This window comes from Serratia sp. ME47 (assembly GCF_903970925.1).
In the GTDB taxonomy this organism is placed as follows: domain Bacteria; phylum Pseudomonadota; class Gammaproteobacteria; order Enterobacterales; family Enterobacteriaceae; genus Serratia; species Serratia ureilytica.
The window spans coordinates 254922-280148 of sequence record NZ_CAJCKE010000003.1 but is presented as its reverse complement, the minus strand read 5'-3'; the positions used below and the strand labels follow the sequence as shown (position 1 = coordinate 280148).

20 protein-coding genes are annotated in these 25227 nt (G+C 62.7%); 13 read left to right on the top strand and 7 right to left on the bottom strand.

Annotated features, from left to right (window positions below; all coding sequences use genetic code 11):
- Window positions 1-121 precede the first annotated feature (121 nt).
- From cydD to infA, 4 genes are all read left to right on the top strand, one after another.
- A complete protein-coding gene (gene cydD, locus H7A77_RS05280) occupies window positions 122-1888 on the top strand; it encodes a cysteine/glutathione ABC transporter permease/ATP-binding protein CydD (protein WP_033650665.1) in 1767 nt (588 codons plus the stop codon).
- A 2-nt stretch (window positions 1889-1890) separates the two neighbouring features.
- A complete protein-coding gene (gene cydC / locus H7A77_RS05275) occupies window positions 1891-3630 on the top strand; it encodes a cysteine/glutathione ABC transporter ATP-binding protein/permease CydC (protein ID WP_182073903.1) in 1740 nt (579 codons plus the stop codon).
- A 29-nt stretch (window positions 3631-3659) separates the two neighbouring features.
- Window positions 3660-4385 carry a leucyl/phenylalanyl-tRNA--protein transferase gene (aat, locus tag H7A77_RS05270; RefSeq protein ID WP_182073902.1) on the top strand — a complete coding sequence of 242 codons (726 nt, stop codon included), beginning with the start codon at window positions 3660-3662 and terminating at the stop codon, window positions 4383-4385.
- A 105-nt stretch (window positions 4386-4490) separates the two neighbouring features.
- Entirely contained in the window at window positions 4491-4709 is a 219-nt protein-coding gene (infA, locus tag H7A77_RS05265) for a translation initiation factor IF-1 (RefSeq protein ID WP_002211347.1), read from the top strand.
- 206 nt (window positions 4710-4915) lie between these two features.
- On the opposite strand, the gene clpA is transcribed toward infA, so the two are convergent.
- A complete protein-coding gene (gene clpA, locus H7A77_RS05260; RefSeq protein WP_025302261.1) occupies window positions 4916-7195 on the bottom strand; it encodes an ATP-dependent Clp protease ATP-binding subunit ClpA in 2280 nt (759 codons plus the stop codon).
- A 27-nt stretch (window positions 7196-7222) separates the two neighbouring features.
- Window positions 7223-7543: an ATP-dependent Clp protease adapter ClpS gene (clpS, locus tag H7A77_RS05255; protein ID WP_004928347.1), complete on the bottom strand. Its 321-nt coding sequence runs from the start codon at window positions 7541-7543 to the stop codon at window positions 7223-7225.
- 355 nt (window positions 7544-7898) lie between these two features.
- On the opposite strand from clpS, the gene cspD reads away from it, so the two are divergent.
- On the top strand, window positions 7899-8120 hold the full coding sequence (gene cspD, locus H7A77_RS05250) for a cold shock-like protein CspD (RefSeq protein ID WP_004928349.1): 222 nt from the start codon (window positions 7899-7901) through the stop codon (window positions 8118-8120).
- A gap of 87 nt (window positions 8121-8207) precedes the next feature.
- Here cspD and macB read toward each other — a convergent pair whose 3' ends face one another.
- The gene (gene macB / locus H7A77_RS05245; protein WP_033642549.1) at window positions 8208-10154 is read right to left on the bottom strand and encodes a macrolide ABC transporter ATP-binding protein/permease MacB; all 1947 of its coding nucleotides are present in this window, start codon (window positions 10152-10154) and stop codon (window positions 8208-8210) included.
- Window positions 10154-11269: a macrolide transporter subunit MacA gene (gene macA, locus H7A77_RS05240; protein ID WP_182073901.1), complete on the bottom strand. Its 1116-nt coding sequence runs from the start codon at window positions 11267-11269 to the stop codon at window positions 10154-10156. The genes macB and macA overlap by 1 nt, the downstream gene beginning before the upstream one ends.
- 194 nt (window positions 11270-11463) lie before the next feature.
- Between macA and H7A77_RS05235 the strand changes: the two genes are divergently transcribed.
- Window positions 11464-12417, top strand: a complete 954-nt coding sequence (locus H7A77_RS05235) for a VirK/YbjX family protein (protein WP_089191452.1) — start codon at window positions 11464-11466, stop codon at window positions 12415-12417.
- A gap of 14 nt (window positions 12418-12431) precedes the next feature.
- Here H7A77_RS05235 and H7A77_RS05230 read toward each other — a convergent pair whose 3' ends face one another.
- A complete protein-coding gene (locus H7A77_RS05230; protein ID WP_033650660.1) occupies window positions 12432-14090 on the bottom strand; it encodes an ATP-dependent endonuclease in 1659 nt (552 codons plus the stop codon).
- 187 nt (window positions 14091-14277) lie between these two features.
- Between H7A77_RS05230 and H7A77_RS05225 the strand changes: the two genes are divergently transcribed.
- The 5 genes from H7A77_RS05225 to ltaE all read left to right on the top strand — a co-directional run bounded on the left by H7A77_RS05225 (window position 14278) and on the right by ltaE (window position 21075).
- Window positions 14278-15174: a lysine exporter LysO family protein gene (locus tag H7A77_RS05225; RefSeq protein WP_164057333.1), complete on the top strand. Its 897-nt coding sequence runs from the start codon at window positions 14278-14280 to the stop codon at window positions 15172-15174.
- Between the two features lie 181 nt (window positions 15175-15355).
- Window positions 15356-17005 carry a hydroxylamine reductase gene (gene hcp, locus H7A77_RS05220; protein WP_042784099.1) on the top strand — a complete coding sequence of 550 codons (1650 nt, stop codon included), beginning with the start codon at window positions 15356-15358 and terminating at the stop codon, window positions 17003-17005.
- A gap of 56 nt (window positions 17006-17061) precedes the next feature.
- Window positions 17062-18063, top strand: a complete 1002-nt coding sequence (gene hcr, locus H7A77_RS05215; RefSeq protein ID WP_099783638.1) for an NADH oxidoreductase — start codon at window positions 17062-17064, stop codon at window positions 18061-18063.
- Window positions 18064-18261: 198 nt separating this feature from the next.
- On the top strand, window positions 18262-19983 hold the full coding sequence (gene poxB, locus H7A77_RS05210; protein ID WP_042784096.1) for a ubiquinone-dependent pyruvate dehydrogenase: 1722 nt from the start codon (window positions 18262-18264) through the stop codon (window positions 19981-19983).
- 75 nt (window positions 19984-20058) lie between these two features.
- Window positions 20059-21075, top strand: a complete 1017-nt coding sequence (gene ltaE / locus H7A77_RS05205) for a low-specificity L-threonine aldolase (protein WP_182073900.1) — start codon at window positions 20059-20061, stop codon at window positions 21073-21075.
- 29 nt (window positions 21076-21104) lie between these two features.
- Here ltaE and H7A77_RS05200 read toward each other — a convergent pair whose 3' ends face one another.
- Window positions 21105-21452 carry a DUF1294 domain-containing protein gene (locus tag H7A77_RS05200; RefSeq protein WP_033642539.1) on the bottom strand — a complete coding sequence of 116 codons (348 nt, stop codon included), beginning with the start codon at window positions 21450-21452 and terminating at the stop codon, window positions 21105-21107.
- 150 nt (window positions 21453-21602) lie between these two features.
- Here H7A77_RS05200 and H7A77_RS05195 point away from each other — a divergent pair, with 150 nt between their 5' ends.
- On the top strand, window positions 21603-23042 hold the full coding sequence (locus H7A77_RS05195) for a DUF2867 domain-containing protein (protein ID WP_047024953.1): 1440 nt from the start codon (window positions 21603-21605) through the stop codon (window positions 23040-23042).
- 158 nt (window positions 23043-23200) lie between these two features.
- Window positions 23201-24211, top strand: a complete 1011-nt coding sequence (locus H7A77_RS05190; protein WP_004928393.1) for an NAD(P)-dependent oxidoreductase — start codon at window positions 23201-23203, stop codon at window positions 24209-24211.
- Here the strand turns inward: H7A77_RS05190 and H7A77_RS05185 are convergent, their stop codons facing one another.
- On the bottom strand, window positions 24212-25048 hold the full coding sequence (locus H7A77_RS05185) for an N-acetylmuramoyl-L-alanine amidase (RefSeq protein ID WP_047024954.1): 837 nt from the start codon (window positions 25046-25048) through the stop codon (window positions 24212-24214).
- Between the last annotated feature and the right edge of the window lie 179 nt (window positions 25049-25227).

Genomic DNA, 25227 nt, shown 5'->3' with positions numbered 1-25227 from the left:
CGGGTCACGAGGTAACATGAGGCCTCGCTTGTTTGTCGCCGATTGCGCCAAACACTATTATTTAACAGTACGTTAACCCAGCCCGTAACAAACGGGCGCCGGCGACGCAGACGCATATCTGATGAAAAAAACCAGACAGCAACAGTTAACCCGTTGGCTTAAAACCCAGAGTTCGTTAGCGCAGCGTTGGCTGCGCCTTTCCATGCTGTTGGGGTTGTTCAGTGGCCTGCTGATCGTGGCGCAGGCGTGGCTGCTGGCCAGCCTGCTGCACGCCCTGATCATCGAACACACCCCGCGTGAGCAACTGATCCCTTCGTTTATCTGGCTGGCCGTCGCGTTCGCGCTGCGGGCGCTGCTGAGCTGGCTGCGGGAACGGGTCGGTTTTCTGTGTGGGCAGGTGATCCGCCAGCGCATGCGCCGGCAGGTGCTGGATAAGCTGCAGCAGCTCGGGCCGGCCTGGATCCAGGGCAAACCGGCGGGCAGCTGGGCCAGCATCATCGTCGAACAGATCGAGGATATGCAGGACTATTACTCGCGCTATCTGCCGCAGATGTATCTGGCGGTGTTTATCCCGCTGCTGATCTTGATCGCCGTCTTCCCGATCAACTGGGCCGCCGGTTTGATTCTGTTGGCGACCGCGCCGCTCATCCCGCTGTTTATGGCGCTGGTGGGCATGGGGGCCGCCGACGCCAACCGCCGCAACTTTGTGGCGCTGGCGCGATTGAGCGGTAACTTCCTCGACCGCCTGCGCGGCCTGGACACCCTGCGGCTGTTCGACCGCGCGCAGGCCGAAACCGCGCAGATCGCCAAATCCTCCGAAGACTTCCGCAGCCGCACCATGGAAGTGCTGCGCATGGCCTTCCTCTCCTCCGGCGTGCTGGAGTTCTTCGCGTCGATCTCCATCGCCGTAGTGGCGGTGTATTTCGGCTTTTCTTACCTCGGCGAACTCAACTTCGGCAGCTATGGCCTCGGCGTAACGCTGTTTTCCGGTTTTCTGGTGCTGATTCTGGCGCCGGAGTTCTTCCAACCGCTGCGCGATCTCGGCACCTTCTATCATGCCAAGGCGCAGGCGGTCGGCGCGGCGGAAGCGCTGGAAACCTTCCTCAGCGCCGAAGGCGAGCAGATGGGCAACGGCACGCGGAAGTTGCCCGCCGATCAACCGCTGACGCTACAGGCGAACGAATTGGAAATTCTGTCGCCGAACGGCGTGCTGCTGGCCGGGCCGCTGAGTTTCACCCTGCAACCGCAGCAGCGCGTGGCGCTGGTCGGGCTGAGCGGCGCCGGCAAAAGTTCGCTGCTCAATCTGCTGCTCGGTTTTCTGCCCTACCGTGGGTCGTTGACCGTCAACGGCATCGAACTGCGTGACCTGTCCGCAGAGAACTGGAGGCAGCAGCTGAGCTGGGTCGGGCAAAACCCGCACCTGCCGGCGCAAACCTTGCGCGCCAATATCCTGCTGGGCTGCCCGCAGGCCGACGAAACGCAGCTGCAGCAGGCGGTGGAACACGCCTACGTCAGCGAGCTGCTGCCGTATCTGCCGCAGGGGCTCGACACCGAAGTGGGCGATAACGCCGCCCGTCTGTCGGTCGGCCAGGCGCAGCGCGTGGCGGTCGCCCGGGCGCTGATCGGCCCGCGCCGCTTGCTGCTGCTCGATGAACCGGCCGCCAGCCTCGATGCCCATAGCGAACAACGGGTGATGCAGGCGTTGAATGCCGCTTCGCATCAACAAACCACCCTGCTGGTGACGCATCAGCTGGAAGATACCGAAGACTACGATCAGATTTGGGTGATGGATAACGGGCGTATCGTGCAACAGGGCGATTACGCCACCCTCAGCGCCCAACCGGGCCTGTTCGCCACTCTGATCGCCCACCGCCGCGGGGAGCTTTAATCATGCGCGTGTTGCTGCCGTTTTTGGCGTTGTATCGCCGCCATAGCCTGCTGATTAGCCTGGGCATCATTTTGGCGATCGTCACCCTGCTGGCCAGCATCGGCCTGCTGGCGCTCTCCGGCTGGTTCCTGGCCGCCTCTTCGCTGGCCGGATTGGCGGGCCTGCTAACCTTCAACTACATGCTGCCCGCCGCCGGCGTGCGCGGCGCGGCGATCTTCCGCACCGCCGGGCGCTACGCCGAGCGCGTGGTCAGCCACGACGCCACCTTCCGCGTGCTGTCGCACCTGCGGGTGTTCACCTTCAGCAAGATCCTGCCGCTGACGCCGGGCGGCATCGCCCGTTTCCGCCAGGCCGACCTGCTCAACCGCCTGGTGGCGGACGTGGACACGCTGGATCATCTTTATCTGCGGGTGATCTCGCCGCTGATCAGCGCGGCGGTGGTGATCCTGGTCGTCACTTACGGCCTGAGCTGGCTGGATCCTGCGCTCGCCCTGACGCTCGGCGGCATTCTGCTGCTGTTGCTGCTGCTGGTGCCGCCGGTGTTCTATCGCGCCGGCAAACCGATCGGCGGCCAACTCACCGCGCTGCGCGGCCAATACCGCACCGACCTGACCGCCTGGCTGCAGGGGCAGGCGGAACTGGTGGTGTTCGGCGCCGTCAACGACTTCCGCCAGACGCTGAACGCCACCGAACAGCGGTGGCAACGCCACCAGTGGCAGCAGGCCTCGCTGAGCGGCAAGGCGCAGGCGCTGATGATCCTCGCCAGCGGGCTGACGGTGACGCTGCTGCTGTGGCTGACCGCCACGGGCATCGGCGGCGATACCCAACCCGGCGCGTTGATCGCGCTGTTTGTCTTCGCCGCGCTGGCGTCGTTCGAAGCGCTGATGCCGGTGGCCGGCGCCTTCCAGCATCTCGGTCAGGTGATCGCCTCCGCCACGCGAGTCAAACAGATCATCGATCGCCAACCGGAAGTCACCTTCCCTGCCGCCGGCCCGGCCGCTGCCGATCGGGCGCAGCTCAGCCTGCAGCAGTTGAGTTTCACCTACCCCGATCAGCCGCAGCCGGTGCTGCGCGACGTCACGCTTGAGGTGGCGGCCGGCGAACACATCGCCTTGCTCGGCCGCACCGGCTGCGGCAAGTCCACCCTGCTGCAGCTGCTGACCCGCGCCTGGCGCACCGACGGCGGCAAAATTCTGCTCAACGGCGAACCGCTGGAGGATTATGATGAAACCACGCTGCGCCGAATGACCACGGTCGTCAGCCAGCGAGTGCATATCTTCAGCGATACGCTGCGGGAAAACCTGCGGCTGGCCGCACCGAATGCCGACGACGCTCGCCTGAGTGACGTCCTGCAGCAGGTGGGGCTCGGCAAATTGCTGGCCGGCGACGGCGGGCTGAACGCCTGGCTCGGCGAAGGCGGCCGCCAACTGTCCGGCGGCGAACAGCGCCGTCTGGGCATCGCCCGTGCGCTGCTGCATCCGGCCCCGCTGCTGCTGCTTGACGAACCGACCGAAGGGCTGGACGCCGAAACCGAGCAGCAGATCCTGGCGCTGCTGCGCCGGCATTGTCAGGGCAAGACGCTGATCCTGGTGACGCACCGCCTGTATGGCCTGGAACATCTCGACCGCATTTGCGTGATGGACGACGGCCGGATTGTCGAACAGGGCAATCACGCGGCCCTGATGCGCCAGCAGGGCCGCTATGCCCGCTTTCGCAACCGTATCAGCAACCTGGCGCCTTAATCGGCCCGTAGAGGACGCAGAGACCCTGTATGCGCATCGTTAAGCTCTCCCCGCAGTCGCTGGCGTTTCCCTCGCCTGAGGGCGCCCTGCGCGACCCCAACGGCCTACTGGCGATCGGCGGCGACCTCACGGCGCCGCGGCTGCTGGCGGCCTATGAGCGCGGCATCTTCCCCTGGTATTCGCCGGGAGAGGCCATCCTGTGGTGGTCGCCCGATCCGCGTGCGGTGCTGTTCCCGGCCGAGTTTCATCTTAACCGCAGCCTGAAACGCTTTCTGCGCCACGATCCGTTTCGCATCACGCTCAATCACGACTTCGCCGCGGTGATCGCCTCCTGCGCCCACCGGCCGGATGAAGGCACCTGGATCGGCCCGGAGGTGCAGCGCGCCTATCAGCATCTGCATCGCCTCGGCTACGCGCACTCGGTGGAGGTCTGGCAGGATGATCAACTGGTTGGCGGCATGTACGGCGTGGCGCAGGGCGCGTTGTTCTGCGGCGAATCGATGTTCAGCCGCGTCACCAACGCCTCAAAATGCGCATTGATGGCCTTTTGCCGCCATTTTGCCGCTTATGGCGGGGAATTGATTGACTGCCAGGTGCTGAACGCTCACACTGCCCGCCTTGGCGCGCGTGAAATTCCGCGCCGTCAATTCTTGCAGCAGCTCAGTACCCTTCAACGGCGGCCTTTGGCACCGGCGTGCTGGGCGCCGCAAGTCATATCCCCACAGCCGGTTGAACCGCCCTATCCAGTAAACTAATTGATGGAAACGGTGCAATGTTCACCGACACATCTTTACATAATGGGGGTTTTTCGGCATTATCTTGCCGGTTAAAAACTAAGGTAGTTAGACCTAGAGGATTCGATGGCCAAAGAAGACAATATTGAAATGCAGGGCACCGTTCTTGATACGCTGCCCAACACCATGTTCCGCGTTGAATTGGAAAACGGGCACGTGGTAACCGCACACATCTCCGGTAAAATGCGTAAAAACTATATCCGCATCCTGACGGGCGACAAAGTCACTGTAGAGCTGACCCCGTACGACCTGAGCAAAGGCCGCATTGTCTTCCGTAGCCGTTAATCGGCTCACCGCGCGCCACACGCTGGCGGCATCGAGGATGTAATCCCTCGGGAGCCCTTTCCGTTTACCCCCGCAGCGACGTTAAACAACGGGTTGCAGGTGCGCAGGTAAACTGAGAGGGCTCACTCGTTTCTGTTGTACGGTGAATCTCACCCATAAAAAAAAGCGATGCCGAAGCATCGCTTTTTCTTTGCCTGCAGGCAGCCTTAGTGCACCGCGCCCTCGTCCGCCTTGCGCTTGGCGGCGCTGAGGAAGTGGTAAGTCAGCTGTTTCTTGTCCTTGTCCAGCTCGACCTTCACGGAACCGCCGTCCACCAGCGAACCGAACAGCAATTCGTTGGCCAACGGTTTCTTCAGGTTTTCCTGCATGACGCGCGCCATCGGACGAGCGCCCATCGCACGGTCGTAGCCCTTCACCGACAGCCAGTCGCGCGCTTCGTCGCTCACTTCCAGCGAGACGCCCTTCGCATCCAGCTGCGCCTGCAGTTCGACGATAAACTTGTCGACCACCTGCTGGATCACCTCGGTAGACAGATGGTTGAACCAGATGATGTTGTCCAGACGGTTGCGGAATTCCGGCGTAAACACCTTCTTGATCTCTTCCATCGCGTCGGTGCTGTTGTCCTGCTGCACCAGGCCGATCGACTTGCGTTCGGTTTCCCGCACACCGGCGTTGGTGGTCATCACCAGGATCACATTGCGGAAGTCCGCCTTGCGGCCGTTGTTGTCGGTCAGCGTACCGTTGTCCATCACCTGCAGCAGCAGGTTGAACACGTCCGGGTGCGCCTTCTCGATCTCATCGAGCAGCACCACCGCATGCGGATGCTTGATCACCGCATCGGTCAGCAGCCCGCCCTGATCGTAACCAACGTAGCCCGGAGGCGCGCCGATCAGACGGCTGACGGTATGCCGCTCCATGTACTCGGACATGTCGAAACGCAGCAGCTCGATATCCATCGCCTTGGCCAGCTGTACGGTGACCTCGGTTTTCCCGACCCCGGTCGGCCCGGCGAACAGGAAGGAACCGACCGGCTTGCGCTCGTGGCCCAGACCGGCGCGGCTCATCTTGATCGCTTCCGTCAATGCTTCGATCGCCTGATCCTGGCCGAATACCAGCATCTTCAAGCGATCGCCCAGGTTTCTCAGCACGTCGCGATCGCTGGCCGACACGGTTTTCTCCGGGATGCGAGCGATACGCGCCACCACGGATTCGATATCGGCCACGTTGACGGTTTTCTTGCGCTTGCTGGCCGGCATCAACCGGCTGCGGGCGCCCGCCTCGTCGATCACGTCAATCGCCTTGTCCGGCAGATGGCGATCGTTGATGTATTTCACCGACAGCTCCACCGCGGCGCGGATCGCCTTGGCGGTATAACGCACGTCGTGGTGCGCTTCATACTTGGTCTTCAGGCCGTTGATGATCTGGACGGTCTCTTCCGCCGTCGGTTCGGTGATATCGATCTTCTGGAAACGGCGCGCCAGAGCGCGATCCTTTTCGAAGATGTTGCTGAACTCCTGGTAGGTGGTCGAGCCGATCACCCGGATCTTGCCGCTCGACAGCAGCGGTTTGATCAGGTTGGCGGCATCCACTTGCCCGCCGGAAGCCGCACCGGCGCCGATGATGGTGTGAATTTCATCGATGAACAGGATGCTGTTCTGATCCTGTTCCAGCTGCTTGAGCAGCGCCTTGAAGCGTTTCTCGAAGTCGCCGCGGTATTTGGTGCCGGCCAGCAGTGAACCGATATCCAGCGAATACAGCGTGCAGTCCGCCATCACTTCCGGCACGTCGCCCTGCACGATACGCCAGGCCAGGCCTTCGGCGATGGCAGTCTTGCCCACGCCGGATTCGCCGACCAGCAGCGGGTTGTTTTTACGACGACGGCACAGCACCTGAATCGCGCGCTCCAGCTCACGATCGCGGCCGATCAGCGGATCGATGCCGCCCACACGGGCCAACTGATTGAGGTTGGTGGTGAAGTTTTCCATACGGTCTTCCCCTCCGGACTGCTCTTCGTTCACCGGGTTTTCCGCATTCGGCGCTTGGCCCGGCTCGTCTTTACGCGTGCCATGTGAAATGAAGTTCACCACGTCGAGACGGCTGACGTCGTGCTTGCGCAGCAGATAGGCCGCCTGCGATTCCTGCTCGCTGAAAATAGCCACCAACACGTTGGCGCCGGACACTTCGCTGCGGCCGGAGGATTGCACATGGAAGACCGCGCGCTGCAGCACGCGCTGGAAGCTGAGCGTCGGCTGAGTGTCGCGCTCTTCTTCGCCGGCGGGCAGCGTCGGTGTGGTTTGTTCGATGAAGGCTTCCAGCTCCTGGCGCAACGCGGCCAGATCCACCGTACATGCCTCGAGCGCTTCTCGCGCGGCAGGGTTGCTCAGCAACGCCAGCAACAGGTGCTCCACGGTCATAAACTCGTGTCTGTGCTCACGCGCCCTGGCGAAAGCCATGTTGAGACTGAGTTCCAGTTCTTGATTGAGCATAAGCACCTCCCCAATAGATTGCCTTATTCAGGCTTTTTCCAGCGTACAAAGCAACGGATGCTCGTTCTCCCTTGCGTACCGGTTCACATGGACGACTTTGGTTTCCGCCACCTCGGCGGTAAAAACACCACAGATCGCCTTGCCTTGATAGTGGACCGTGAGCATCAGTTGCGTTGCGCGTTCAATATCATAAGAAAAGAACTTTTGCAGAACGTCAATCACAAATTCCATCGGTGTGTAATCGTCGTTGTTAAGTATAACTTTATACATAGACGGCGGTTTTACCGCATCGATTTGTTTTTCTTCGGCCAAGTGTTCAAAGTTTAGCCAATCGTTGTTATTGCCCATCGCTGCTCATCTTCTCTGCTCTGCCCTCTGATATGGGGACAGGTTTCGGTTATTCAAAGTGGGGATAGTTACTATTTTATCATCTTCGGCATCGTCCCGCCGCACTGTAACGTGCGCAAAAAAACGGGCCAATTGTGACTGAATCGTGGCAATAGCGTTACCTGCTTCAAACTTTGGTGAACTGCTCCCCGCCGACAAAAGCCGATCCCTTGACGCCCCGATCATTTGCTCTAGAGTGTAAATTCGTGGCTGGTGGTCTTTTAACCACCCCTTGTCCACCCTGCTACTCGCCCACGGCGAGTGCGAAATCAGTTATTCATCTCACTTAAAATAGCGTTGCGAGGGATGTAAAAGCATGGAGACGGGTACTGTTAAATGGTTTAACAACGCCAAAGGTTTTGGCTTCATCTGCCCAGCCGGCGGCGGCGAAGATATTTTCGCGCATTATTCCACAATCAAGATGGATGGTTACAGAACGTTGAAGGCGGGCCAGCAGGTCAGCTTTGACGTGCATCAAGGGCCCAAAGGCAACCATGCCAGTCTTATTGTGCCAGTGGAAAGCGAGGCGCTGTCCTAAACGCTTCCGGCAGCGTCGCGCTGCACTGACTCTGACTGCGATAAAAATGCCAGCCGCCGTGTGACTGGCATTTTTTATGCCTGTGACTTACTCGCGCGCCAGCGCATCGATCGGATTCAGCCGCGCGGCATTGCGCGCCGGCAGATAGCCGAACACCACGCCGATGCCGGTGGAACAGAGGAACGCGCTCAGCAACGCCGCCGGCGGGAAACTGATCTGCCAACCCGGCAACACCAGCTGCACCGCCAAACCGATAGCGAACGACAGCGTAATCCCCAGCGCGCCCCCCACCAGGCAGACCAAGACAGCCTCGATCAGGAACTGCTGCAACACATCGCCGGAACGCGCGCCCACCGCCATGCGGATGCCGATCTCGCGCGTGCGCTCGGTCACCGACACCAGCATGATGTTCATCACGCCGATGCCGCCCACCACCAGCGAAATCACCGCCACCAGCGTCAGGAACAGCTGCAGCGTGCGAGTGGTTTTCTCCGCAGTTTGCACCAGGCTGTCCATGTTATAGGTGAAGAAATCCTTCTTGCCGTGGCGCAACGTCAGCAGACGCGACAGCTGTTGTTCCGCTTCCTTGCTGTCGTAGCCGTCGCGGATGCGCACGGTGATCGAATCGAAATAGCTGTTGCCCATCAGCCGGTTGGCCATGGTGCTGTACGGCACCCACACGTTCAGCGTCTTGCTGCTGCCGAACATCGACTGCTTCTCTTTAGCCACGCCGACCACCGTCGCCGGCATGTTGCCCACCAGGATCACCTCGCCCACCACGTTTTTTTGGTGCGGGAACAGCCGCCGTTGGGTATTGGCGTCGATCACCACCGTCTGCGCCTGTGACTGCACCTGCATCGGGTCGATGCCGACGCCCTGGGTAAAGCTCATGCCGTACACGCGGAAGAACTGCTCGCTGACGCCGTTGACGTTGGCCGCCGCGTCGACGTTGCCCAGCCGCAGCCGCATGCTGCTGCTGATGCTCGGCGACAGCGCGCTGATGTACGGCTGTTCGCGCAGCGCGTCGAGATCGCCGTATTTCAACGATTGCCGGTAGGTCGGATCGTCGTCGCCGAAGTCCTTGCCGGGGTAGATATCGACGGTGTTGGTGCCGATCGATTTGATGTCCGCCAGCACCATCTGCTTGGCGGCGTCGCCGATCACCAGGATCGATACCACCGAGGCGATGCCGATAATGATGCCGAGCATGGTCAGCGCGGTGCGCATCTTGTTGGCCGCCATCGCGCGCCAGGCCATGACCAGCGCTTCGCGAAAGCGGCCGCCCATCTGCCGCCAGGAAGGCGCCGCGGCGGCCAGCGTCAGCGGCTTGGCCTGGGCATCCTCCGACGGCGCCGGACGGGAATCGGCGATGATTTCGCCGTCGCGGATCTCGATGATCCGTTCAGCCTGGCGCGCCACCGCCGGATCGTGAGTCACCAGGATCACCGTGTGGCCCTGGGCGCACAACTGTTTGAGGATCGCCATCACCTCTTCGCCGGAATGGCTGTCGAGCGCGCCGGTCGGCTCATCCGCCAGGATCACCTGCCCGCCGTTCATCAGCGCGCGGGCGATACTGACGCGCTGCTGCTGGCCGCCGGAAAGCTGGCTCGGCCGATAGTTGACGCGCTCCCCCAGCCCCAGACGGCGCAACAGCGCCTCCGCCCGTTCGCGCCGCGCCGCTTTGCCCAGCCCGGCGTACACCGCCGGCACCTCGACGTTATGCGCCGCGCTCAGGTGCGGCAGCAGATGATAACGCTGAAAGATAAAGCCGAAATGCTCGCGCCGCAGCTGCGCCAGCGCATCGTCGCTCAGCGTCGCCACGTCCTGGCCGGCCACCCGATAGACGCCGGCGCTCGGCTTGTCCAGGCAGCCGAGAATGTTCATCAGCGTCGATTTGCCGGAGCCGGAAGCCCCCATGATCGCCACCATTTCACCGGCGTCGATGCTCAGACTGATCCCCTTCAGCACCTCCACCGTCTGCTCGCCGGAACGGTAGCTGCGGCGAATGCCGTTCAGCTGCAACAGCGCCGCCATCAGCCGGCCTCCACGCCGCCGCGGCTGACGATCACCTCATCACCCGCCTCGAGCCCGCTGAGGATCTGCACATCGATATTGTTGCGCAGGCCGATGGCCACCTCACGCTTCTCTTCCTTGCCCTGTTTCAGCACCGAAACGTGGTAGCGATTGTCGGCGATCTGATCGCCCAGCGCCGCCAGCGGGATCACCAGCGCCTGCTGGACGCCGGCCAGTTGAATGTGCACCTGCGCCGTCATTTGCAAGCGCAGCAGCCTTTCCGGGTTGGGCACTTCGAAACGCGCGTAATAGAAGATGGCGTTGTTGACCTTTTCCGGCGTCGGCTGAATGTCTTTCAGCACGCCGTCGAAGCGCCGGGTCGGATCACCCAGCACCGTGAACCAGGCCTTCTGACCCGGCTTGAGGTTAATGACGTCGGCCTCCGAGACCTGCGCCTTCACCAGCATGGTGCCGAGATCCGCCAGCGTCAGAATGTTCGGCGCCTGTTGCGCCGCGATCACCGTCTGGCCCTGCAGCGTGGTGATCTGCACCACGTCGCCATCCATCGGCGCTTCGATGCGGGTATAGGCCAGATTGATCTTGGCGGTATCCAGGCTGGCCTGGTTGCGGGCGATCTGCGCATTGATGGTGCCTACCTGCGCCTTCTTCACCGCCAGCTGCGTCGCCGCCTGATCCAGATCCTGACGCGATACCGCCTGCAGTTTGGCCAGCGCCTGGTTGCGCTGCAGCGTAACCGCCGCCAGCTGCTGTTCCGCCTGCGCCTGCAGCAGTTGCGCATGCAGCTCGCGCAGCGTCGCCTCGCCTTCACGGATGCTGTTCTGCGCCTGTTGCGGATCGATAACCCCCAGCAACTGACCTTTTTTCACCTTGTCGCCGATCTCGACATACAGCTTTTCCAACTGCCCGCTGACCTGCGCGCCGACGTCAACCTTGCGCACTGCGTCCAGCTGGCCGGTCGCCAACACGTTCTGCTGCAGATCGCGCTTGGTGACCTTTACCGTTTTGAAATCGGTCGGCGCCGGATGGCGGAAGTGCCAAACGGCCGCCGCAACAATCGCCGCAATCACCGCCAGTGCGAGTATCCAGCGGCGCTTATGTCCTTTAAACCCTGTCAAAATTGACCTGCCTGTGCTTGTGAATATCGACCGCCCATTGCGGCGGCGGAGCTAAATTAGCACGCACCGTAGGGAATAACTAAACCTTAGCTCAACACAATGTGGAGACACGCTTGGTTACAGTTCGGCATTGAACTCCCGTTTAGTGAAGCCTTGATGAAATAGCGCCATTCAACACAGCCAAGGATTTCATCATGTCACAGCTCAGCTACCCACTCGCCTCCGCCCGGCCGCTTAACGGCTGGCAACTGATGACGGCGCTGATCAATGGCGAAAAGGCACCGAGCAACGCCTGGAAAAAAACCTCGTTTCGCCTGAAGTTTCTCGGCCGTTCGCTGCTCAACTGGCGCACCACCAGCGGCCTGCTCAGCACCCTGGCCAGCAATCCGCTGCTGGAGGAGATCCTGAGCGCGCAGCCGAACCTGCCGTGCAAACTGCATCGTCCCTACCTGGCGGCCAACATGAGCAAGATCGAATGCCTGTTCGCCCTGCGCGATCATTACGATCTCATCGTACAGCGCATGCCGCTGAAGATGCGCCTCGGCCACCTCGGCCCGCACGCCTTCGTGCTGGCCAGCGCGATGGGCAAGAACGAAGCGCCGATCACGCTGGAGCTGGCGGCGATCGACAAACTGAATAAGGAAGGGGAAGCCACGCTGCTGCTGCGCAACGCCAACGGCGTGATGCTGGCGGAGATCACCTTTGCGCTGATGCATTATCAGCAGCAGCCGACGTTGTTCATCGGCGGTCTGCAGGGCGCGAACCATGACGTGCCGCACGCCGAGATCCAGCACACCACCAAAGAGTGTCACGGCCTGTTCCCTAAACGGCTGGTGCTGGAAGGCATCTGCACGCTGGCGCGGCACCTCGGCATCCGCCGGATCGTGGCGGTCGGCAACGCCACCCATATCTATCAAAACTGGCGCTACCAGAGTAAGAAGAAGGACAAGCTGCACGCCGATTACGATCAGTTCTGGCTGTCGATGGGCGCCAAACCGCTCGACAGCGGCTATTTCCTGCTGCCCGAACGCATCGCCCGCAAGCCGATCGAAGAGATCGCCAGCAAGAAGCGCGCCGAGTATCGCCGCCGCTATCAGCTGCTGGACGAGCTGGAACAGGGATTGGCGGCGCACTTCTGCGCCCGATAACACCCGGCGGGCCGTCAGTCCGCCCGGCCGCGCGCCAGCCAGATCACCCGTGAGAACATTTTCTTCAGCAGCGGCGGCACCGAGTCCGTGCCCCATTCGCCGGCCTGCATCGCGACCTCGATCGCCAGATCCGGCTTCGAAGAGTGGTGGACCGCTTTCAGGATCACCTTGCGCACCGGCATCTGCGCGTTGATCGGCACCGACGCCATTCGGTGATAGACCGGGGCGAACCCTTCGCGGAACATGAAGTGTTCCATGTCCGGCGCCGGCAGCGCGGTCAGCCGATCGCGTTCGTTGTCTTCATGATTGTCCAGCAGGCTGCGCACGGTGTTGGCGTACTTTTTGCCCGCCTCATCGCCGTCCACCAGCGCATGCCACTCGATGCCCATGCGGCGGGCAAAGCGCAGCAGCGGCTTCAGGCCGCACTGAGCGAATTCGATGACCCTTACCCCTTCCGCCTCGAAATGATAGCCGCACTGGCGCGCCAGTTCGTTCAGCAGCCACACTTCGGTCTCGCCCTCCACCAGCAGCCAGCAGCGGGCGAACAGCGACGACGGCCGGTTGAAACGGATGTGAAACGCGATGCGCCGCCCGTCTTCGGCGCTCAACCCGCGCGGCCCGAGACGATAGGTCGCGACGCGGCCCGACTCGCGCACCAGCCGGCACACGTGCTCCACCGGCACCAGCGACACCAATTCGCTGGAGTTGGTGGTGGTGATGCGCTGCAGCGGCAGCTGATTGAGCAGCCCCCAGGCCACCGACAGCATGATCGGATGCAGGCGAGTTTCCGGGTCTTCCACCAGCAGCAGCGGCCGGGCGTGCGGATCCAGCTTGACGTCGCCCTTGGCCTGCAGCAGGGTGGAAAACATGCCCAGCAGGATCAGACGCATGCTGCGGCTGTTCGGCTCGGCGACCATGCGGTTGATGCCGTCCAGCGCGCGCCAGGCGTCCTGCTCCGGTTCACCGCCGCGGCGGCGCGGCCGCGCCACCTGCGAGCTCTGCTCGGCAAAGTAGTGCTCGAGCAACTGCTGCATCGCCGCCAGCCCCTGACGCAGCTCGCCGTTGGTCAGCTTCTGCGGATTGCGCACCAGCTCGCGCGTCAGCTGATCCAGCTGCTGCGCCAACGCCTGCGTATCGGGTTTGCGTTCATCGCCGAGGCTGCTGGGGCGCAGGCGGCGAATAAAGCGCGCGTCGCGCAGGCGCAAAACCGGGTGGATGCGGATGATGGCGTGGGCCAGTTGTTCGATATGGTGCAGTTGAAAGGCGTTGCCGTCGGCGTCGAGAAAACCGCGCCAGGTGCACACCGTGCCGTCATCGGCCAGCTCGCCCTCGCAGCGGTAATGAATGCGGCTTAGGCCGTCTTCCCCCTTGACCCACAGCGGCGTCAGATGGCGGTAGCGCGGCAGGTGCGCGTGGCCGATGTCTTTCTCGCAGAAGGTGAATACCACCTGCAGGTGGCGCTCTTTGGCCGCCTCCTCACCGGGGGGAAAATGGAAGTCGTGCGCTTCAAATCGATACAGTTTCTGCTCCGGCGCCAGCAGCAGCGTCAGCGCATCCAGCAGGCTGGATTTACCCCAGGCGTTTTCGCCGAGCAACAGCGTGTTGTCGTCCAGCATCAGGGACAGCCGATTAATACCGCGAAAACCTACAATTTCGATACGCTCCAAGAACATCCGCCGCCTCCCGTGCGCGCCGTCGCCTCTTCAATGAGGCGACTTTCACAGAGCATGGTCAAAAAACCCCTTGCAGGTCAAGCGGCCAGCGTCAAATCTGCCGCTTTACTCCGGCCGGGCTTTTGGTTAGCGTGTGCTCCTCGCCGCCGTTCGTCGCGCATCAAAACTCAAGGACACTCGTTGCACCATGTACTCAGGACTGTTGATTATTCTGTTACCGCTGATTGTCGGTTACCTCATTCCCTTACGCCATCGCCCGCTGCTGGTGCTGATCAACCGGCTGCTGAGCTGGATGGTGTATGTGATCCTGTTTTTCATGGGCATCAGCCTGGCGTTTATGGAGAATCTCAGCAGCAATCTGATGCTGATCTTCCAGTACAGCGCGGCGTTCTTCTTCTGCATTCTCTGCGCCAATCTGCTGTTGCTGGCGCTGCTGGAGCGGCGCATGCCGTGGCGCAGCAGCCATAAACAGGAAAAGCTGCCTTCGCGCGTGCATATGGCGCTGGAGTCGCTCAAGCTGTGCGGCGTGGTGCTCGGCGGCTTCCTGCTCGGCCTGACGCAGTGGCAATGGCTGCAGTTCGCCCATAAAGGCAGCGAATATGCGCTGATCTTCCTGCTGTTGCTGGTCGGCATTCAGCTGCGCAACAGCGGCATGACGCTGCGCCAGATCGTGCTCAACCGCCGCGGCACGCTGGTGGCGCTGGCGGTGGTCGCCGCGTCTCTGGCCGGCGGCGCGCTGGCGGCGCAGCTGCTGGGGCTGCCGGTCAAGGCCGGGCTGGCGATGGCCTCCGGCTTCGGCTGGTACTCGCTGTCCGGCATTCTGATCACCGACGCCTACGGCCCGGTGATGGGCAGCGCCGCGTTCTTCAACGATCTGGCGCGCGAGCTGGTGGCGATCATGCTGATCCCGACGCTGGTGCGCCGCAGCCGCTCCACCGCCCTCGGCCTTTGCGGCGCCACCTCGATGGACTTCACCCTGCCGGTGCTGCAGCGCAGCGGCGGACTGGACATGGTGCCGCCCGCCATCGTGCACGGCTTCCTGCTGAGCCTGCTGGCGCCGGTGCTGATCGCCCTGTTCTCCTGATCCTTTCCCCTTGGGGGTCACCCGGCCCCCAAAGCGTAATCATTCCCATCCGCACGGCAAAATTGCGCTAAATCAAACTTGCCCGCAGTAGTCGCACAAAAGCCTTTTGCAACCCCGATCGCCGATCTATGCTTTTAAACAAGCATTATAAATGCAACTTTAAAAATAAAAGGAAGCGACTATGTTCTGTGTGCAATGTGAACAAACCATTCGAACCCCGGCAGGCAACGGCTGTGCGTATGCTCAGGGCATGTGCGGCAAAACGGCGGAAACCTCCGATCTGCAGGATCTGCTGGTGGCGGCGCTGCAGGGCCTCTCCGCCTGGGCGCTGCAGGCGCGTTCGCTGGGCATCGTCGACCACGAAATCGACAGCTTCGCCCCGCGCGCCTTCTTCTCCACCCTGACCAACGTTAACTTCGACTCCCAGCGCATCATCGGTTACGCGCGGGAAACCCTGCTGCTGCGCGACTCGCTGGCCGCCCGTTGCCGGCTGCTGGATGGCGGCGTGCGCGTCGATCACCCGATGGCGGCGCTGCAGCTGGCCGGTGACGCTATGCCTGCGCTGCTGCAACAGGCGGCGCAGTTTGCCCTCGACAGCGACAAGGCCGAGGTCGGCGACGACGTACACGGTTTGCGCCTGCTGTGTCTGTATGGCCTGAAAGGCGCGGCGGCCTATATGGAACACGCGCACGTGCTCGGCCAGTTCGACGAACAGCTCTATGCCGACTACCACGCTTTCATGGCCTGGCTCGGCACCCGGCCACGCGACGTCGATACCCTGCTGAACAACGCCATGGGCATCGGCAAGATGAACTTCAACGTGATGGCGATCCTCGATCGCGGTGAGACCCAGGCCTACGGCGATCCGCAGCCCAGCGCGGTCAACGTGCGCCCGGTGGCCGGGAAAGCCATTCTGATTTCCGGCCACGATCTCAAAGATCTGCGCATGCTGCTCGAGCAAACCGAAGGGCAAAACGTCAACGTCTACACCCACGGTGAAATGCTGCCGGCGCACGGCTATCCGGAACTGAAAAAATTCAAGCACCTGGTGGGCAACTACGGCAGCGGCTGGCAAAACCAGCAGACGGAATTCGCCAAATTCCCTGGCCCGATCGTGATGACCTCCAACTGCATCATCGATCCTAACGTCGGCAACTACGGCGATCGCATCTGGACCCGCAGCATCGTCGGCTGGCCGGGCGTCAACCATCTGGAAGGCGACGACTTCGGCGCCGTGATCCGCCAGGCGCAGGGCATGAACGGCTTCCCTTACACCGAGATTGAGCACCTGATCACCGTCGGCTTCGGCCGCCAGACACTGCTGAACGCCGCCGACACGGTCATCGACCTGGTGTCGCAGAAAAAACTGCGCCACGTCTTCCTGGTGGGCGGCTGCGACGGCAGCCGCGACGAGCGCAGCTACTTCACCGACTTCGCCCGCAGCGTGCCGCAAGACTGCCTGATCATGACGCTGGCCTGCGGCAAGTACCGTTTCAACAAGCTGGACTTCGGCACGCTAGAAGGGTTGCCGCGCCTGCTGGACGTCGGCCAGTGCAACGACGCCTACTCCGCCATCATGCTGGCGGTCAAGCTGGCGGATACGCTCGGCTGCAGCGTCAACGAGCTGCCGCTCAGCCTGGTGCTGTCGTGGTTTGAACAGAAGGCGATCGTCATTCTGCTGACTCTGCTGTCGCTAGGGGTGAAAAACATCGTCACCGGCCCGACCGCGCCGGGCTTCCTGACCGACAACCTGATGACGATCCTCAACGAGAAATTCGGCCTGCGTCCGATCACCACCGTCGAGCAGGATATTGCAGCGCTGCTCGCCTGATGCCGTTACGTTATGGGGCCGCCTGCGCCGGCCCCTTTGTTTTTTGAGGTGCCCCGATGACTCAACCCACTCCGCTTTGCCCGAACCGCATGCAGGTGCATTCCATCCGGCGTGAAACCGCCGACGTCTGGACGCTGAACCTGATCTGCGACGTTTTCTACCCTTACCAGGCTGGCCAGTTCGCGCTGGTCAGCATTCGCAACAGCGAGGAGACGTTGCGCGCCTATACGCTCTCCTCCTCGCCCGGCCAGAGCCGCTTTCTCAGCATCAGCGTGCGCTGCCTGCCGGACGGCGTCGGATCGCGCTGGCTGACGCAAGAGGTCAAGCCCGGCAACACGCTGTGGCTGTCCGACGCGCAGGGCGAATTCTGCTGCGAGCGCCACCCGGCCGATCGTTATCTGATGCTGGCGGCCGGCTGCGGCGTGACGCCGATCGTCTCGATGTGCCGCTGGCTGACCGCCAACCGTCCAACCTGTGATATCGCCGCGATCGTTAACGTGCGCACGCCCGCCGACACGATTTTCGCCGATCAGTGGCGCGCGCTGTGCGCCGCCCATCCGCAGCTGCGCCTGACGCTGATGGCCGAGCAGGATCTGCAACCCGGCTACCTCAGCGGCCGCATCGATGAACAGACGCTGCGGCAGGCGGCGCCGGATATCGCCGAACGCACGGTAATGACCTGCGGCCCCGCGCCCTACATGGATCAGGTGGAGCAACTTTGTCGCCGGCTCGGCGTGCCGGCCGAGCGTTTCCATAAGGAGCAGTTCCACACGCCGACGGCACAGGCTGACGCAACCGAAGGGCTGACGCTGCGCGCCGCCCGCCCGCTGCGCGAATTCCGCGTGCCAGTCGGCAGCACCCTGCTGGCAGCGATGGAGGCCAATGCCCTGCCGGTCAACGCCGCCTGCCGCGCCGGAGTATGCGGTTCGTGCAAAACCCGCATCCTCGAGGGCGACTACACCACCACCAGCACCATGACGTTGAGCGAGGAAGAGGTAGCGCAGGGCTACGTGCTGGCCTGCAGTTGCCAGCTGCAGGGCGATGTCACCCTGGCGTGATCCCTGGCCCCATCGCCGCGATGGGGCATTTATCGGCAAGTTCCCCGTGGCCAGCCCGGTTACACTTTTCCCCGTCCTACGCTCTTTACCCTTCCTGACCGCATCTCGTCCACAGCCGGTAAGCTATGCTTGCAGTTGTTCTGCTGCCACTCACCGGATCGAGTCCACATCGTTTTTCAAACCATGTTTGGGGGAACCATGAAGCAAACCGTAGCCACACTGATCGCCAAAACGCTGGATCAAGCCGGCGTAAAACGCATTTGGGGCGTGACCGGCGATTCGCTCAACGGCCTCAGCGACAGCCTGCACCGCATGGGCACCATCGAATGGCTGGGCACCCGCCATGAAGAGGTGGCCGCCTTCGCCGCCGGCGCCGAAGCCCAGCTCACCGGCCAGTTGGCGGTGTGCGCCGGTTCCTGCGGCCCCGGCAACCTGCATCTGATCAACGGCCTGTTCGACTGCCACCGCAACCATGTGCCGGTGCTGGCGATCGCCGCGCACATCCCTTCCAGCGAAATCGGCAGCGGCTACTTCCAGGAAACGCATCCGCAGGAGCTGTTCCGCGAATGCAGCCACTATTGCGAACTGGTCTCCAACCCGGAACAGCTGCCGCGCGTGCTTGAGATCGCCATGCGCAAGGCGATCCTCAATCGCGGCGTGTCGGTGGTCGTCTTGCCGGGCGACGTGGCGCTGCGCATGGCGCCGGAAGACGCGGCCGTGACCTGGCATACCCCGGCGCTGCCGCTGGTGCAGCCGCCGATGAGCGAGCTGAACAAGCTGGCGGAAACGCTGAACAAGGCGAAGAACATCACCCTGATGTGCGGCAGCGGCTGCGCCGGCGCGCACGATGAAGTGGTCAAGCTGGCCGAACTGCTGCAGGCGCCGGTGGTGCACGCGCTGCGCGGTAAAGAACATATCGAATGGGACAACCCGTACAGCGTCGGCATGACCGGGCTGATCGGTTTCTCCTCCGGTTATCACGCGATGATGAACGCCGACACGCTGGTGCTGCTCGGCACCCAGTTCCCCTATCGGGCGTTCTACCCCACCAACGCCAACATCATTCAGATCGACATCAACCCCGGCAGCATCGGCGCGCACTGCCCGGTCAATATGGCGCTGGTGGGCGATATCCACACCACCCTCACCGCCCTGCTGCCGCAGCTGGAGCCGAAGCGCGATCGGGCGTTCCTCGACAAGGCGCTTGAGCATTACCGCAACGCGCGCAAGGATCTCGACGGGCTGGCGACCGCCGGCGACGACCAACCGATCCACCCGCAGTATCTGGCGCAGCAGCTCAGCCACTATGCCAGCGACGACGCCATCTTCACCTGCGACGTCGGCACGCCAACGGTGTGGGCCGCCCGCTACGTGAAAATGAACGGCAAGCGCCGCCTGCTCGGTTCGTTCAACCACGGTTCGATGGCCAACGCCATGCCGCAGGCGATAGGCGCTCAGGCCACCGCGCCGGATAAACAGGTGATCGCCATGTGCGGCGACGGCGGCTTCACCATGCTGATGGGCGATTTCCTGTCGCTGGCGCAGCTCAAGCTGCCGGTGAAAATCGTGGTGTTCAACAACAGCGTGCTGGGATTCGTGGCGATGGAGATGAAGGCCGGCGGCTACCTGACCGACGGCACCGATCTGCATAATCCGGACTTCGCGGCGATCGCCAACGCCGCCGGCATCAAGGGCATCCGCGTGGAAAAAGCCTCCGATCTGGACGGCGCGCTGCAGGAGATGTTGGCGCACCCCGGCCCGGCGCTGCTGGACGTGGTCACCGCCAAGCAAGAGCTGGCGATGCCGCCGCAGATCAAGTTCGAACAGGCGAAAGGCTTCAGCCTGTACATGCTGCGCGCCATCATCAACGGCCGCGGCGACGAAGTGGTCGAGCTGGCGAAAACCAACTGGCTGCGCTAAGCAAGCTGCCCCGGTGAAATAAAGGGTATATGATGCCATGTACCCTTTTCCTCTCCCTTATATTCCAGGAACCCTATGCTTATCGATCTACGCAGCGACACCGTCACCCGCCCCAGCGCCGCCATGCGCCAGGCGATGGCTCAGGCAGAAGTCGGCGACGACGTCTACGGCGATGATCCGACGGTCAACGCGCTGGAGGCGGAAGCGGTGCGTCTGTCGGGCAAAGAAGCGGCGCTGTTTCTGCCCAGCGGCACCCAGGCCAACCTGGTGGCGCTGCTGAGCCACTGCCAGCGCGGCGATGAATATCTGGTCGGCCAGCAGGCGCACAACTACAAATACGAAGCCGGCGGCGCAGCGGTGCTGGGCAGCATCCAGCCGCAGCCGATCGAGGCCGACACCGACGGCACGCTGCCGCTGGACAAGCTCGCCGCCGCCATCAAACCCGACGATATCCACTTCGCCCGCACCCGGCTGTTGAGCCTGGAAAACACCATCAGCGGCAGAGTCTTGCCGCAGGCCTACCTGCAGCAGGCGTGGCAGTTTACCCGCGAGCGGCAGTTGGCGCTGCATATCGACGGCGCGCGCATCTTCAACGCCGCAGTGGCGCTGAACCTGCCGCTAAAAGAGATCGTGCAGTATTGCGACACCTTCACCATTTGCCTGTCGAAAGGGTTAGGCGCGCCGGTCGGCTCGCTGCTGTGCGGCAGCGAGGCTTTCATCCAACGCGCGCTGCGCTGGCGCAAGATGACCGGCGGCGGGCTGCGCCAGGCCGGCATTTTGGCGGCGGCCGGCCTCTACGCGCTGGAGCATAACGTCGCGCGGCTGCGCGAAGACCATGACAACGCGGTCTGGCTGGAGCAACAGCTGCGGCAGATCGGCGTAGAGATTGCCGAACCCGGCGCGCAGACCAACGTGCTGTACCTGCGCCAAACGCCGGCGCTGGCGGCCAAACTCGGCCCGTGGATGCGCGAACGCGGCGTGCTGATCAGCAGCGGCCCGCTGACGCGCATTCTGACCCACCTCGACGCCAGCCGTCAGGATCTGCAGCGGGTGGTCGAACTGTGGCGGGAGTTTCTTCAGCAGCACGCCTGATCGCTCGGGGCGCAGACCGCGCCCCGCACTCAGAAGATCCAGCGGCCGTAAACCCAGTACCACAGCCCCAGCACCGCCGCCAGATTGAGCGCCACGCTGAGGATGAACCAGGTTTTAAACGGCTGCTTCTGGGTCTTGTGGCGAAACAGCTGCTGCGCCAGCAGCGCGCCCAACCAGCCGCCCAACGCGCCGAACAGCAACAGCGTCGTCTCCGGCACCCGTCGCCATCCCTTGCGCGCCGCCAGCTTATCGCCGCCGTAGATCAGAAACGTCAGCAAGTTGGCCGACAGCAGCCACATCCACACCGGATGCGGCGAGAACAGGCTGGCGATCAGCGCCAGGCCCAGCAGGGCGTAACAAATCACATTGAGTTTCATGGCATTCGGTTTTTCGTGCGATAAGGGGCGCGTAGTGTGAACTCGCGCCGCGGCGGATGCAACCGGCTTATACCCATACAAAAAGTGCATTTAAACCCTGAATTTGGCATCCTGTCGTTCTGCCAATCCTCTACCGCACAAGGCGGCCCGATGACACCCCAACGCGTACTGGTTCTTGGAGCCAGCGGCTATATAGGCCAGAACCTGATCCCGCACCTGATCGAACAGGGGCACCAGATTACCGCCGCCGCGCGGCGCATCGAGTGGCTGCAGGAGCAGAACTGGCCGCAGGTCAACTGCCTGTATGTCGATCTGTACCGCCCGGAAACCCTGAGCGCGGCGCTGTGGGAGATAGATACGCTTTACTATCTGGTGCACGCGATGGGCGACGGCGACGACTTTATCGAGAAGGAACGCCAGGCGGCGGAAAATCTGCGCGATGCGCTGCGCAATGCCGGCGTCAAGCAGGTGATCTTTCTCGGCGCGCTGCAGCCGAACGACGACAGTTCGCCGCACCTGGCGGCGCGCCGCCTGACCGGCGAGATCCTGCGCCAGAGCGGCGTGCCGGTGACCGAGCTGCGCGCCGGCATCATCGTCGGCCCCGGCTCGGCGGCGTTCGAAGTGATGCGCGACATGGTCTATAACCTGCCGGTGCTGACGCCGCCGCGCTGGGTGCGCTCGAAGTCCTCGCCGGTAGCGCTGGAGAACCTGCTGGTTTATCTGGCCGATCTGCTGGCGCACCCGGCGCAAGAACACCGCATCTTTGACGTCGCCGGGCCTGAATACCTCAGCTATCAGGATATGTTCAAACGCTTTATCGCCATCAGCGGCAAGCGGCGCTGGCTGATCCCGATCCCCTTGCCGACGCGGCTGATTTCAGTGTGGTTCATCAGCCTTATCACCTCGGTGCCGACGCCGATCGCGCGCGCGCTGATCCAGGGCCTGAAGCACGATCTGCCCGCCGACGGCAAACCGTTGCAGGCCCTGATCCCGCAACGTCTGCACACCTTCGATCAGGCGGTCACCGCCACGCTGCAGCGCGAACTGGAGGTGGTCGATTCCGCCGACTGGGGCTACGATCCGGCGGCGCGGGCCCGCTGGCGCCCCGGCTACGGCTATTACCCGAAACAGGCGGGGTGTTCGCTCGACACCGCCGCCTCCAGCCAGGCGCTGTGGCAAACGGTGCAGCAGTTGGGGGGCGAGGAAGGCTATTTCTACGCCAATATCCTGTGGCGGATCCGCGCCCGCATGGACGACATGATCGGCAACGGCGTGGTCTATGGCCGCCCGGCGCGCGCGTCCCTGGCGCTGGGCGACGAGATCGACGGCTGGAAAGTCATCACGCTGAAGCCGCTGCGGCAGCTGGCGCTGCTGTTCGGCATGAAGGCGCCGGGGCTGGGGCGGCTGAGCTTCACCATTACCGATCGCGGCGATCGCCGCACGCTGGACGTGCGCGCCTGGTGGCATCCGGCCGGCTTCAGCGGGCTGCTGTATTGGTTCGCCATGATGCCCGCGCATCTGTTCATTTTTCGCGGCATGGCGAAGCGCATCGCGACGCTGGCCGAGAACCTGGACCGCCAACAGCGCTGAATGCCGTTCATTTGTCGATCAACCGCACAGTTTGCCGCTGTGCTTCGGGGCTTTCCGATTGCATAGCGCACGAAATCACGGAAGAATGGCATCTTATTTGCTGGGAGCGCCGCAAGCGCCCGCCGGTATTCCGATTTTGGGTGAGAATAGAGTCCGTTATGAAGGTATTGGTCACCGGTGCAACCAGTGGGTTAGGCCGTAACGCCGTTGAATATCTGCGCCGCCAGGGCATCAAAGTGCGCGCCACCGGTCGTAACCAGGCGATGGGCGGCCTGCTGGAAAAAATGGGCGCGGAGTTCATTCATGCCGATCTCACCAACCTGATCTCTTCGCAGGCCAAAGCGATGCTGGCGGACGTCGATGTGCTGTGGCACTGCTCCAGCTTTACCTCACCCTGGGGCACCGAAGAAGCCTTCGAACTGGCCAACGTCCGCGCCACCCGCCGCCTCGGCGAATGGGCGGCGGCCTATGGCGTGGCGCAGTTCATTCACATCTCTTCCCCGGCGATCTATTTCGACTACCACCATCACCGCAACGTAACCGAAGACTTTCGCCCGCAGCGTTACGCCAACGAGTTCGCGCGCAGCAAGGCCGCCGGCGAGCAGGTGATCCAGCAATTGGCGCTGTCCAATCCGCAGACCCATTTCACCATTTTGCGCCCGCAGGGCCTGTTCGGGCCGCACGACAAGGTGATGCTGCCGCGGTTGCTGCAGATGATCAAACGCTACGGCAACCTGCTGCTGCCGCGCGGCGGCGCGGCGATGGTGGACATGACCTATCTGGAGAATGCGGTGCACGCCATGTGGCTGGCGACGCTAAAAGAAGACACTCCGTCCGGCCGCGCCTACAACATCACCAACCAGCAGCCGCGCCCGCTTCGCACCGTGGTGCAGCAGCTGATCGACGATTTGGGCATGAAGTGCCGCATCCGCTCCGTCCCCTATCCGATGCTCGACATGATGGCGCGCGGCATGGAGCGCCTGGGCAGCAAAAGCGAAAAGGAGCCGGTGCTGACCCATTACGGCGTCGCCAAACTCAACTTCGATCTCACGCTCGATACCACCCGCGCGCAGCAAGAGCTGGGCTATCAGCCGATCGTCTCGCTGGAAGAAGGCATCGCGCGCACCGCCCGCTGGCTGAAAGATCACGGCAAACTGCACGGCCTGTAATCAACGCCACGCGCCGTACTTCAACAGCAGCGCATCGATAATCGCCTCACTCTCTGCATCCGGCTCGCCGCGAACATCGTCGGGCCGGAAATGCATCTGAAACGCCGCCAGCACATTGCGCTGCTGCCGCGCATCCCACGACGGGTCGATCGCGTAGCCGTAACGCGCCAGCTTTTCGAGCAGCGGTGCCAGCGGCACCGGCGCCTGCCTGTCTCGCCCCGCCAGCAGCCGCTGCACGTCTGCCTCGTCCGGCCATGCGCCGATGCCGGCCTGCGCCAGTTGCCGCCAGGGGAACAGCGGGCCGGGATCCTGTTTGCGCTGCGGCGCGATGTCGCTGTGCCCCACCACGTCCTGCGGCTGAATGCCATAGCGTTGGATAATGTCGCGGCTCAGCGGAATCAACACGGCGATCTGTTCCGCCGTGTAGGGCTGCCAGCGGGTGAACAGCATGCTGCGGGTGAAACCCTTGTTGACGATTTCAATGCCGATCGAGGTGTCGTTGAGATTGCTGCGCCCGCGCCAGCCGCTGGCGCCGGCATGCCAGGCGCGCATCGCTTCCGGCACCAACCGGTACACCGTCGGTTTGCCGTGTTCGCGCTGCGGGTGCGCCGGCAACAGGTAGTGTGCGCTGACGTGTTCATCGGTCAGCGTTTTCAATGATGAATGAAAGTCTTCCGCCGTATAGTGCATCACCAGAAACCGAATGCGCTGATCGGCGCCCTGCGCCTGATGCAAGGTTTCGAGCTGGTAAGCGCCACGATCGACGAGCGTGTCCTGCTGCGGATTTTGGCATCCCGCCAACAGCGCGGCGGCGATGATCCCTGGCCAAATTTTCACTTATCCTCCTGATTGACGTCCGTGAAAGATGTAACGCGACGCGATTGACCTGTATCCAATCATCACGCTCATCGAGAAATAATAACAGATAGCGCCGATGTGCAAGCGAGTGTTGCTCCCGGCTGGCGGCCTTTCCCGCCCATGATAGTCTCAAAGTATCATCTGCGCTGAAAGAGCGG